The sequence below is a fragment of the Roseovarius spongiae genome, assembly GCF_003651245.1.
GTDB lineage: Bacteria > Pseudomonadota > Alphaproteobacteria > Rhodobacterales > Rhodobacteraceae > Roseovarius > Roseovarius spongiae.
This window is the reverse complement of record NZ_RAPE01000001.1, coordinates 1219723-1231904: the sequence shown is the minus strand read 5'-3', so window position 1 is coordinate 1231904 and position 12182 is coordinate 1219723. Positions and strand designations below refer to the sequence as shown.

Sequence of the window (12182 nt, the reverse complement as noted above, 5' to 3'; positions counted from 1 at the left end):
TCAAGACCGCCACGGCGGCAAGGTCAAGGTCGCCTAGTCCTTCCCCGGTCAGAACGTCCATGACGCTCTGTGACGGCGACGACATGGCCAGCGTCAGCACGTCGGGCAGGTCAACCCCTAGTCGATGCCCGAATAGGTGCCGCACGCATTCCACAAGCGACGGCAGGCCAGCAACCGACCGCGACAGCCGGTCGTCTGCGAAGGGGGTTCAGCGCCGCGTGGCGCAGCGTGACGGGCTTGGAGAAATCCGCATGGCCCGTGACAGTGTCCTCGCCCGTGTCAGAGATCCTTGACCAGCCGCAGCGCGTCGTAGATCGCCGCGTGGGTGTTGCGCGCCGAGACCGCGTCTCCGATGCGGAACAGCTGGAACTTGCCGTCCGGGTTGCGCACCACCTCTTGCGGGCGGCCCGCGATCAGCGCGTCGTAATCGACCGCGCCGCCGTTGCAGGACGTATCGCGCAGCGCGAAATAGAGATCGTCAAGCGGCAGCGTGCCGTAGTTGACGACCACCTGGTCGTAGCGCGCGTCCTGCATGAAATCGCTGTAATCCGTGCCGATCCGCGCGGTGAGTTGGTTGCCCTCGCGCGTCACCCCCAGCAGGCGGCGGGTGACGGTGAAATTCACCCCCTTGTCCTGAAGACTGCGCATGTAGGGGACGAGGTTCATCGCCATCACCTCGGGCGAAAAGGTGCGGTCGGGCGTCATCACCTCGACCTGCGCGCCCGCCTGTGCGGCCACCTCGGCGGCCTGGAGCGCGGGGTGATCGCCGCTTTCGTCGTAGATGAGGATGTTTTCAGCCGGCTTCACATCGCCGGAGATGATGTCCCATGCGGTGACGACGTGGGGCTCTTCGCGGCCTTTCTCGAACAATTCGGTATTGGGCAGCCCGCCGGTGGCGACGACTACCACGTCGGGAGCGAGCGCGGTCACGTCCTCGGCCTCGGCGAAGGTGTTGAAGTGGAACCGCACGTCGCGCGCCGCGCATTGCGCCATGCGCCAGTCGATGATGCCGATCATCTCGCGGCGTCGCGCGTTCTGCGCGGTCAGCCGCACCTGCCCGCCGGGATCGGCGGCGGCCTCGAACACGGTGACGTCATGGCCGCGCTCGGCGGCGACGCGCGCCGCCTCGAGCCCGCCGGGGCCGGCGCCGACGATCACGACCTTGCGGCGCGCATCGGCGGGCGGAATGTCATGCGGCATGCTGAGTTCGCGCCCCGTGGCGGGATTGTGGATGCACAGCGCCTCGCCGGCCTGGTAAATCCGGTCAAGGCAATAGGTCGCGCCGACGCAGGGCCGTATGTCGTCCTCGCGCCCCTCCATGATCTTGCGCACGATATGCGGGTCGGCCATGTGCGCGCGGGTCATGCCCACCATGTCCAGAAGGCCATCCGCCACCGCATGCCGCGCCGTGGCCACGTCGGGAATCCGCGAAGCGTGGAAGGTCGGCATGCCGGTGACCTTGCGCACCTCGCCTGCGAAATCGAGATGCGGCGCGCTCTTCATGCCCTGCACCGGGATGATGTCGGTCATCGCCGGGTCGGTGTGGATGCGCCCGCGGATCACGTTGAGGAAATCGACCAGCCCCGACGCCTTGAGCCGTTTGGATATCTCGATCCCTTCCTCGGCGTCGATCCCGCCGGTCTGGGCCTCGTCGGCGGTGTAGCGCACGCCGACGATGAAATCCTCGCCCACACGCTCGCGCACCGCCGCCAGCACCTCCAGCGGCAGGCGCATCCGCGTCTCCAGCGTGGCGCCGCCATAGGGTCCGTCAAGGTCGTTGGTCAACGGCGACCAGGCCTGATCGAGCAGGTGGCCATAGACCTGGAACTCGATCCCGTCCATGCCGCCCGCCTTCATCCGCTCGGCGGCGTCGGCGAAATCGGCGGTGATGCGTTCGATGTCCCAATCCTCGAGCAGCTTGGGGAAGGAACGGTGCGCCGGTTCGCGGTGCCTGGTCGAGGACACCGAGGGCAGCCAGTCGCCCTTGTCCCAGCCGGTGCGCCGGCCAAGGTGGGTCAGCTGGATCATCACCGCGCAGCCATGTTCGTGGCAGGCGTCGGTGAGCTTGCGGATCCACGGCACCACCTCGTCCTTGTAGGCCAGGATATTGTTGAACACCGGCGGGCTGTCGCGGCTGACGGCGGCCGAGCCGGCGGTCATCGCCAGCGCCACCCCGGCCTTCGCCCGCTCGGCGTGGTAGGCGGCGTAGCGCTCCTTGGGCATGCCGTCCTCGGGATAGGCGGGTTCGTGGCTGGTGGTCATGATGCGGTTCTTCAGCGTGAGGTGCTTCAGCTGATAGGGTTGCAAGAGGGGGTCTCTGGACATCGCGCTCCTCGCTCGCTGGCGCTCATCCGACTGGGTCGGCTGGGCGGGACTGTTCATGGGCTGGACAGGGCTGTCAAGTTCTCGGGCGCGCCGCCCCGGCGGAAAGACCGCGGAAGGGCGGCGGACGCGGCGGGCGCGGCATCGAGGCGTGGCCGGGAAGTCCTTCGGACGATCCGAATCGCCGTGGCGCGAGCGTCGGTTGGCAGCGGCGTCGGCGCGCCCTTGCCTTTCATTTTAGTCGAAGTAGATATAACCCCGTTCTACCAAGTCGGGGGCAGTCGATGACTGAAATTTCCGCAACCGAACCTCCCGTTCTGGAAGTTCGCGACCTCGTCAAGGATTTTGGCGGTCTCCGGGCGATCGATCATTGTTCCCTCAGCGTTCAGGAAGGCAAGATCACCGGGCTGATCGGCCCCAACGGCGCCGGCAAGACGACGCTCTTCAACCTCATCACCGGCTATTTCACCCCCGACTCGGGGCGCGTGTTCACCGACGGCGCCGACATCACCAGCCTGCCGCCGCATGGCGTATTCCGTCGCGGCATCTGCCGCACCTTCCAGATCCCGCGCGAACACGGCACGATGAGCGTGCTGGAAAACCTTATGCTCGTCCCGCCCGACCAGCTGGGCGAGCAATTCTGGAACTGCTGGCTCCGCCCCGGCGCCGTGCGCGCACAGGAACGCGAGATCCGCGCGAAGGCGTTGGAGGTGCTGGATTTCGTCAACCTCACGCATCTTGCCCATGAATACGCGGGCCGGCTCTCGGGCGGGCAGAAGAAACTGCTGGAACTCGCCCGCACGCTGATGGCCGAACCGCGGCTGGTGCTGCTGGACGAACCCGCCGCGGGCGTCAACCGCACGCTGATGAAGAAGCTTTCGGAGAACATCGAGTATCTGCGCCGCGAGCGCGGCATCACCTTCCTCCTGATCGAGCACGACATGGATCTCGTGATGGATCTTTGCGACCCGGTGATCGTCATGAGCGAGGGCCGCCGCCTGATGGAGGGTCACCCGGACGAGGTGCGCAACGATCCGACCGTGCTCGAGGCATATCTGGGGGGGCAATATGGCGCTGCTTGAGGTCAGGAACGTCACCGCCGGTTACGGCGACACCGAGATCCTGCGCGACGTGTCGATGAAGGTCGGCGAAGGCGAGATGGTCACCATCATCGGCCCCAACGGCGCGGGCAAATCCACGGTGATGAAGACGATCTTCGGCCTGCTGCACCCGCGCGAGGGATCGGTGCATTTCAGCGGCGAGGACATCTCTTCGCTGCAACCCTACCAGATCGTGGAGCGCGGCATGTGCTACGTGCCGCAGGTCTCCAACATCTTCACCGATCTCACGGTTTCCGAGAACCTTGAAATGGGCGCCTTCCTGGCGAAGAAGGCGGATATCGCCGCGCGCAAGGAACGCATTTATGAATACTTCCCGCGCCTCAAGGAACGCCGCCACCAGCGCGCCGGCAAGATGTCAGGCGGCGAACGGCAGATGGTCGCCATGGGCAGCGCGCTGATGCTGAATCCGAAACTGGTGCTGATGGACGAACCTTCGGCCGGGCTGTCGCCCAAGATGGTCGGCGTCATCTTCGAGCAGATCGAGAAGATCAACAAGGCCGGGCCCGCGATCCTCATCGTCGAGCAGAACGCCCAGTTGTCGTTGCAGCTGTCGGACCGCGGCTACGTTCTGGCCAGCGGCGAGAACCGTTTTGAGGGCACCGGCCAGGGGTTGCTGAAGGACCCCGAGGTCGGACGGCTATACCTCGGAGGCTGACCCATGAAGCGCGCGACCGGACAGGAGAACCGCAATGAGCATGCATGACGCCGCCGCAGACGCCGCCCGCCACGCCCGCAGCGACGACCGCACCTCCGGCGAACGGATCATGGCCGCCCTGCGCAGCCGCACCGCGCTCGCCATCGCGCTGGCGCTGACGCTGGTGGCGTTCTGGCTGCTGGGCTACGGTCAGGGGGCGAGCCTTTCGAACCTGCTGTCGCTGACCATCTGGGGCGTCATGCTGGGCGGCATCATCGCGTTGGGGGCCATTGGCCTCACGCTGGTCTACGGGGTGCTGAAATTCCCCAACTTCGCGCATGGGGAACTGGTGTCCTTCGGCGCCTACGGCACGTTCACCATCATGGCCCTGCTGCCGGCGAGCGCCGCGCTCAGGCCGTTTTCCTTTGGCTGGGAATTGCTGGTCGGCATGGTGCTGGCGATGCCGCTGGTGGCTTTGGCGGCGCTGATCGTCGACCGGATACTGTTCCGGCCGCTCAGGCTGCGGGATGCGTCGCTGGTGCTGTTCGCCATGGCGTCGCTGGCGGCGTCGTTCTTCCTGCGCAGCGTCATCTACCTCGCCTGGGGGGCGGATTTCATGTTCTACTACCCAGGCCGGGCCAACCCGGCGCTTGAGCTGCCGCTCAACATCCGCATCCAGGCGGACCAGTTGTTCGTCTTCCTGCTGGCGGCCGTGCTTGTCGGCGTGACATGGATTCTCCTGGCGCGCACCCGCATGGGCAAGGCGATGCGCGCCACCGCCAACAATCCCGATCTCGCTCAGGTGCGCGGCATCAACACCGAGCGCGTGATCGCCGCCACCTGGGCGCTCGGGGCCAGCCTCGCCGTGGCGGGCGGGGTGATGTACGGCCTCGCCTCGCAGTTGCGCCCCGAGATGGGCTGGTTCCTGCTGCTGCCGATGTTCGCCGCCGTGATCATGGGCGGCATCGGCAGCCCGCTGGGCGCCATCGTGGGCGCGATCATCATCGGCATCGCGCAGCAGGTCTCGTCCTCGTTCATCAACCCGGCTTACGGGCCGGGGGTGGCCTTCGTGCTGATGATCATCGTGCTGATCCTGCAACCGCAGGGGCTGTTCGGACAGAGTGGAGACTGAGAATGCAACAGATCGACCTTGCCCGCGCCGTCTTCCTGTTCCTGCCGCTGTTCCTGCTGGGGCTGCTGGCCCTGCCCGGCCGCGCGGTGCTGCGCACGGTGGCGGCGCTGGCGCTGGCCGCCGTGGTCGCGTGGCTGCTGCCGCAGGTGTTCGAGCGCGGCGCGCTCACATACCTCGCGTCATTCTCGACCATGGCGGGGATCTACGCGATCCTGTCGCTCGGGCTCAACAGCCAATGGGGGCTGGCGGGACATGTGAACTTTGGCGTCGCGGGGTTCTACGCGGTGGGCGCCTTCACCTCGGCGCTGTTCACCACGACCATGCCGGAAGGCGCGCTCGCGGCCTATTCGCAGCAGGCGTTCGGGCTGCAATGGCCGTTCCTGGGCGGTGTCATCATGGGCGGGATCATCGCCGCGATCGTCGGCTTCCTGATCAGTATCCCGGTGCTGCGCCTGCGCACCGATTTCCTGGCCATCGCGACGCTCGGCATCGCCGAGGTGATCCGCTTCATCTTCCAGAACGAACGCTGGCTCGCCAACGGGCCGCAGCCGATGCGCGGCATCCCGCGCCCCTTCGACTGCCTGTTCAAGGACCCGGCCTGTTCCTGGCTGCCGCAGGGGGCGGTCGATTTCCTCGCTCCGCTCAGTCCGCGCGACTACGTGTTCTTCTACCTCATCGTGGTCTCGCTGATCCTCGCCGTGGTGTTCATCGCGCTGGAGCGCATCTCGCGCTCGCCCTGGGGTCGGATGCTGCGCGCGGTGCGCGACGAGGAGGCGTCGGCCGCGATGAACGGCAAGAACGTGACGTGGCGGCGCATCGAGTCCTTCGTCGTCGGCAGCTTCATCATGGGCGTCGGCGGGGCGGTCTATGCCCATTACGTGGTCAGCATCGACTACAGCCACTTCAACCCGCTGTTTGCGACCTTCATCGTCTGGGTGATGCTGATGCTGGGCGGCAGCGGCAGCAACAAGGGCGCGATCCTCGGCGCGTTCGTGGTCTGGGGCGTCTGGAGCGGCGCCGCATTCATGATCGACGCCGCCAGCCCGGCGTTGCAGCTCATCTCGCCCGACCTGCCGTCGCGCGGCGCCTACCTGCGCTGGATGCTGGTGGCGATCATGCTGGGGCTGATCGTCCTCTACCGCCCTCAAGGCGTCATCAAGGAGCGCAAGAAGGTGTCGGATTTCATGTCCGACAAGGGTGACGCGTCCGGCGAGGGCGATGACGCCACCGCCGAACAGCCCGCGCGGCAATGACCTCGGGGGGTATGACCCGCTGACGACCGCCACGCGGTGAATGACGCGCCACGCGCCGGGCCGAGCCGATCCCACGCCTAGCCGGGTGCCGAAACGCAAACGGGCGCCCACGCGGGGCGCCCATGTCGTCAGAGCGGGCGACGGCGCTACTCCGAGGCGATCTCGTCCGCCGGGACGATCTTGACGGTTTCGTCGCCATCCTCGGTGAACTTCCAGATCGCGACGGGGGTCTTCACGTCGCCGTTGTCGTCGAAATCGACCGAACCGCCGGCGCCGACATAGTTGATGTCCTTGCCGTCCCTCAGCATCTGCAACGCCTTGGTGATCTCGTCCTGGCTGCCGCCGACGATCTTCTCGCCCGGCGAGTTGGCGATCGGGCGCAACTGGTCGGAGAGCGCGCGACCCGTGATCTTGGAGGCGTCGGTCGTGCCGTCCGCCACCAGCTTGGCCAGCGCCAGCCCGATCACCATCGCCGCGTCATAGGTGGTCTCTGTAAAGGGCGGGATGCGATCCTGGCCGCTCGACTCGCGGAACGCCTCGGCGAAGGACTTGTAGCTTGGCGACTCGGGGTCCGCCGACGGCACGGTGCCGAGCTTGCCGGCGAGGTCCTTGCCGCCGACGGCGTCCAGCACCTCCTTGGAGCGGTTGGCGTCGGTGAACTGCCAGCTCGTGTAGCTGAAGATGTCCCGGCTTTCCTTCAGAATCTGCGCGGTATGCGCCGGGTAGGTCGGCAGCAACAGCACGTCCGGCTTGTCCTTGAGCGCGGTGGTGATCTGCGCGCGGTAGGTCGGCTGCACCTCTTCGGGGTGGGCCACCTCGGCCAGCATCTTGCCGCCGCGTTTTTCAAAGGCGGCCGCGAAGGCGTTGGACAGGCCCTGCCCGTAGGGGTTGTTGATGTAGACCGACGCGGCCGTCTCGAACTTGTAATCGGGAATGATGTTGCCCCTTGCGAGGTCGGCCGCCACGACGCCCTGAAGCGCGTCCGACGGGCTGGTGCGGAACAAGAGATCCGCGTCCTTGTCCTCGGGCAGCACCGAGACCAGCGGCGACGTGGTGCCGTTGCCGACCTGGAGCACGCCAGACGGGATCGACACGGACGTCGCCACCGCCACGGTCACGCCGCTCGACCAGGCGGCGATGATCGCCGGCACGCCGTCGGCCTCGACCAGCTTGCGCGCGGCCTCGATCGCGGGGGTCGGCAGGGTGTTGGAATCCTCGGAGATCAGCCGCTCGACGATCGGGCCGCCAAAGACCTCCTTGGCCGCCGCGTTGACCTGGTCGAGCGCCAGCTGCGCGGCGCCCTGGTAGAAGGTGCCGTACTCCGCGGCCGAGCCGGTAAAGCCCACGACCTGGCCGATCGGAACCTGCGGCGGCGCGCCTTCCGCCCAGAGCGCGCCGGGCAGGGCCGCGCTCAGCGTGATGACGCCGCCGGCGGCGCCGGCCGTCTTGATGAACTTGCGGCGGTCGGCATTCTTGAGGTCCAGTTCTGACATTTTGTCCTCCATACACAGATTGCGCAGCACGTCGCTAAAGGCGCGCCGCGCTCCTCCTCCTGGTCGATCGAACCCGCCGCGGCGGGCGATCGCGGCTTTACCTAGCGTGGCGATTCCGGATTGCCAGAGACGGCGTGAGAACCGCCCTGCCCCTGCCCCGCAAGGCCCGGCGCGCGCTGGGGCAGCGGCCCTGCAGGCGTTGACAACTTGCCGGGAGGGCCGTTCAATCTACTTTTGCAGTTCCCGTGTCATTACGGGCGCTACACACACAATCGTTTGGAGGAATTTCTCATGGATCGTCGCAAGTTCATCCGCGCCGCATCGGTCGGCTCGCTCGGCGCAGGGGTTGGGGGCGCGCTGGCCGCTCCGGCCATCGCCCAGTCCCAGCCCAAGGTGCAATGGCGCTGCGCCTCGTCCTTTCCGAAATCGCTCGACACGATCTACGGCGGGGCCGAGGACGTGGCCAAATACGTTTCGGAAGCGACGGACGGCAATTTCACCATCCAGGTCTATGCCGGCGGCGAGATCGTCCCCGGCCTGCAGGCGGCGGACGCGGTGATGAACGGCACCGTCGAGATGTGCCATACGGCGGCGTATTACTACGTGGGCAAGGATCCCGCCTACGCGATGGGCGCCACCATTCCCTTCGGGCTGAACACGCGCGGCATGTGGGCGTGGATGTTCTACGGCGGCGGGCTCGACCTGCTGAACGAATTCTACCACGCGCAGGGCATGCACTACATGCCCGCAGGCAGCACCGGCTGCCAGATGGGCGGCTGGTTCCGCCAGGAGATCAAGTCGCTGGACGACATGAACGGGCTGAAGATGCGCATCGCGGGCCTTGCCGGTCAGGTGATGGAGAAACTCGGCGTCGTGCCGCAGCAGATCGCCGGCGGCGACATCTATCCCTCGCTCGAGCGCGGCACCATCGACGCGGCCGAGTGGATCGGCCCCTATGACGACGAAAAGCTCGGCTTCTACAAGGTCGCGCCCTATTACTACTACCCCGGCTGGTGGGAAGGCAGCCTCGCGCTCAACGCTTTCGTGAACCTCGACAAGTGGAACGAGCTGCCCGACACCTACAAGAGCCTGCTCAACACCGCCTGCACGGCGGCTGCGCAGCAGATGATGGCGGAATATGACTACAAGAACCCGACCGCCATCCGCGAGCTGATCAACAAGGGCGCCAATCTGCGGCCCTTCCCCAAGGACGTGATGGACGCGTCGTTCAAGGCGGCGGGCGAGATCTACGCCGACATCAACGCCAAGAACGCGCCTTTCAAGAAAATCTACGATTCGATGATGGGCTTCCGCAACGAAAGCTTCCTGTGGCAGCAGGTGGCGGAATACACCTATGACACGTTCATGATGACCAAGCAGCGCGAAGGCGCGCTGAAAATGGACGGCTGACGGCCCGAAAGCAACGTGATGGCCCGCGCGGAGAACCGCGCGGGCCTTTGTTTGCCGGGGGCGAATGTCGGCTCTGAGCCCTTGATGAATTATCGCGGCGCGGAATCAAGGCCGCAGGCCGCCGCGCATCGCCGGGCCGCCCCCCGGCACGGCGATTGGGCTGCCACCAGCGCAATGGTCTGATTTTTCGGATTTGGCAGGCATAAAGTGCTGCCTAATCATCGTTGGTTCGCAGCACCGCGGCCCGGCGATGCACGTCTTTCGCTAACGGCCGCTTTGCCCCGCACTACGGACCTTCCCAACACCCCAACGCTTCTATGCGCCCCTTCAATCGAAACTCGGCGGTTGCGACAGGTCCGGCGCGGCGGGCGTCCCCGGGGTGGGGGCGTCACCGCCGAAATCGGGCGGTGGCAGGCCCAGCGGTGAAGATGATCCGCCCGTGTCCACAGGCGCCATCGGCGGCAGACCCAACTCCCCGGACCCCGGCGGCGGCGCGATCTGGATCACGCCGTCGACAGGCGCAGGCGGTTCGTCCTTGTAGTGCAGCACGAGGTAGGGGAACGAGATCACCAGCAGGATCATCAGGAACTGGATCACGATGAAGGGCACCGCGCCCTTGTAGATCTGCGTCGTGCGGATCGCCGGCAGGGTCTGGCCGCTGCGCTCGTCATGCCAGGGCGCGGTCGGCGCGACCGAGCGCAGGTAGAACAACGAGAACCCGAAGGGCGGCGTCAGGAAGCTGGTCTGCAGGTTGATCCCGAGGATCACCCCGAACCACACCAGGTCGATCCCGAGCGTGTCGGCGATGGGCGCCAGCAGCGGCACGAGGATGAAGGCGATCTCGAAGAAATCGAGGAAACAGCCGAGGATGAAGATCACGATCGTCACCACCACGAGGAAGCCCCACTCGCCCCCCGGCAGGCCCAGCATCAGCTCCTCCAGCCAGACATTGCCGTTCACGCCGTAGAAGGTCAGCCCGAAGACCCGCGCGCCGATCAGGATGAACATCACGAAGGCCGACAGCGTCGTCGTCGCCTCGACCGAGGCGCGCAGCGTCGCAAGGTCCAGCCGCCGGCGGATCAGCGCCAGCACCAGCGCGCCCACCGCCCCCATCGCGCCGCCCTCGGTCGGGGTGGCGATCCCGAGGAAGATCGTGCCGAGCACGAGGAAGATCAGCGCCAGCGGCGGGATCAGCACAATCACCACCTCCTCGGCCAGCCGCGACATCACCTTCCAGCCCAGCCAACGATTGATCCGCGCGGCCATGTAGACGATCAGCACGGCCGCCGCCGCCGCCGAAACGAGCCGGTTCTCGGGCTTCATGTCGACGAAGACGAAATGATAGGTCAGATGGTAGAGCGCCACCGCCGCCGCGAAGGCCGCCAGCAGCGACGGGATGCCCGAGCCGAGCGTGCGCTCCTCTTCCGGCAGCGCGGGCACCCATTGCGGGCGGATGAGCGAGAGGACGAAGATCCACGCGCAATAGACCGCCACGATGATCAGCGACGGCCAGATCGCGCCGACATACATGTCGCCCACCGACACGCCGAGCTGGTCGGCCATGACGATCAGCACCAGCGAGGGCGGCACGATCTGCGCCAGCGTTCCCGCCGCCGCGATCGACCCGGTCGCCACCGCCGGGCTGTAGCCGTGACGCTGCATGATCGGCAATGAGATGAGCCCCATCGCCATGACCGATGCCGCGACCACGCCGGTCGTCGCCGCCAGCAGCGCGCCCACCACGATGATCGCGTAGGCCAGCCCGCCGCGGACCGGGCCGAAGAGTTGGCCGATGGTTTCCAGAAGGTCCTCGGCCATGCCGGATCGCTCGAGTATCAGACCCATGAAGGTGAAGAACGGGATCGCCAGCAACGTGTCGTTGTTCATGATCCCGAACACCCGCTCGGGCAGCGCGCCCAGCAAGGGCCAGAAGAGGTTGATCTGCGTCGGCGCCAGTTCGGACAGCCCGACGCCCACCACGAAAAACCCCAGCCCCCCCGCCGCGAGGGTGAGCGCAACCGGGTAGCCCAGCAGCAGCATGCCCATCACCGTGACGAACATGATCGGCGCAAGGTTGTGGGCGATCAGGTCAAGCATTGCGGTCCTTCCCGTCCGATGCGTCGTCGTCCAGGTAGGTCGCGGCCAGTTCGCGCGCGTCGGGCGGCAGCGCGTCGGCCTTGTCGCCGCCGGGCCGCCCGAGCGCGCCGCTCAGCACCGCGATCTTCTTGATGATCTCGGACACGGCCTGAAAGGTCAGTTGCGCGAAGCCGAGCAGGATGAACACCTTGGCCGGCCACATGATGAGCCCGCCGGCGTTCATGGATTGCTCGCCGCTGGTGAAGGAGCGCAGGAAGAACGGCCAGGAAAGCCACGTCATCAGTACGACGAAGGGCATGAGAAAGCAGATATGACAGAACAGGTCGATCCAGTCGCGCGTCCGCGCCGAGAGATGCGCCGACACCACGTCGATGCGCACATGTTCGTTCTTCTGCAACGCCGCCGCGGCGGCCATCATGAACACCGCGCCGTAGAGATACCATTGCAGTTCCAGCCAGGCGTTGGAGGAGATGCTGAAGAACTTGCGGCTCATCGCGTTGAACGCGCTCACCAGGATCGCGACGAGGATCAGCCAGGCGACCCATTTCCCGACCCAGGCGGTCACTCGGTCGATGATGCGCGACACTGTCAGCAGGAAATTCATCGTCTGCCCGATCCTTCGCCAGGTATGGCCCGCAGACGCATTGAAGGGGGCCAGACCCCTTACGCATCGAGCGAACGAAGCGCCGGGCTCTTGCAACTCACGCGCCGACCCAGATG

The 12182-nt window shown here is 66.3% G+C and carries 9 protein-coding genes; 5 read left to right on the top strand and 4 right to left on the bottom strand.

Features of this window, described 5'->3' with window-relative positions; all coding sequences use genetic code 11:
* Nucleotides 1–279: 279 nt before the first annotated feature.
* Nucleotides 280–2325 carry an NADH:flavin oxidoreductase gene (locus D6850_RS05695; RefSeq protein WP_121164602.1) on the bottom strand — a complete coding sequence of 682 codons (2046 nt, stop codon included), beginning with the start codon at nucleotides 2323–2325 and terminating at the stop codon, nucleotides 280–282.
* Nucleotides 2326–2606: 281 nt separating this feature from the next.
* On the opposite strand from D6850_RS05695, the gene D6850_RS05690 reads away from it, so the two are divergent.
* From D6850_RS05690 to D6850_RS05675, 4 genes are read left to right on the top strand one after another with little or no spacing between them, the layout of a single operon-like run.
* Nucleotides 2607–3404 (top strand): ABC transporter ATP-binding protein, encoded by a 798-nt coding sequence (locus D6850_RS05690; RefSeq protein ID WP_121164600.1) that lies wholly within the window; start codon nucleotides 2607–2609, stop codon nucleotides 3402–3404.
* Nucleotides 3391–4098: an ABC transporter ATP-binding protein gene (locus D6850_RS05685; protein WP_121164598.1), complete on the top strand. Its 708-nt coding sequence runs from the start codon at nucleotides 3391–3393 to the stop codon at nucleotides 4096–4098. The genes D6850_RS05690 and D6850_RS05685 overlap by 14 nt, the downstream gene beginning before the upstream one ends.
* Nucleotides 4099–4132: 34 nt before the next feature.
* Nucleotides 4133–5209, top strand: a complete 1077-nt coding sequence (locus D6850_RS05680) for a branched-chain amino acid ABC transporter permease (RefSeq protein ID WP_121164596.1) — start codon at nucleotides 4133–4135, stop codon at nucleotides 5207–5209.
* 2 nt (nucleotides 5210–5211) lie between these two features.
* On the top strand, nucleotides 5212–6462 hold the full coding sequence (locus D6850_RS05675; RefSeq protein WP_121164593.1) for a branched-chain amino acid ABC transporter permease: 1251 nt from the start codon (nucleotides 5212–5214) through the stop codon (nucleotides 6460–6462).
* Between the two features lie 146 nt (nucleotides 6463–6608).
* On the opposite strand, the gene D6850_RS05670 is transcribed toward D6850_RS05675, so the two are convergent.
* The gene (locus tag D6850_RS05670; protein WP_166434012.1) at nucleotides 6609–7955 is read right to left on the bottom strand and encodes an ABC transporter substrate-binding protein; all 1347 of its coding nucleotides are present in this window, start codon (nucleotides 7953–7955) and stop codon (nucleotides 6609–6611) included.
* A gap of 291 nt (nucleotides 7956–8246) precedes the next feature.
* Here D6850_RS05670 and D6850_RS05665 point away from each other — a divergent pair, with 291 nt between their 5' ends.
* Entirely contained in the window at nucleotides 8247–9365 is a 1119-nt protein-coding gene (locus D6850_RS05665) for a TRAP transporter substrate-binding protein (protein WP_121164589.1), read from the top strand.
* Between the two features lie 327 nt (nucleotides 9366–9692).
* On the opposite strand, the gene D6850_RS05660 is transcribed toward D6850_RS05665, so the two are convergent.
* Nucleotides 9693–11462 (bottom strand): TRAP transporter large permease, encoded by a 1770-nt coding sequence (locus D6850_RS05660; protein WP_121164587.1) that lies wholly within the window; start codon nucleotides 11460–11462, stop codon nucleotides 9693–9695.
* A complete protein-coding gene (locus D6850_RS05655) occupies nucleotides 11455–12066 on the bottom strand; it encodes a TRAP transporter small permease subunit (RefSeq protein ID WP_121164585.1) in 612 nt (203 codons plus the stop codon). The genes D6850_RS05660 and D6850_RS05655 overlap by 8 nt, the downstream gene beginning before the upstream one ends.
* Between the last annotated feature and the right edge of the window lie 116 nt (nucleotides 12067–12182).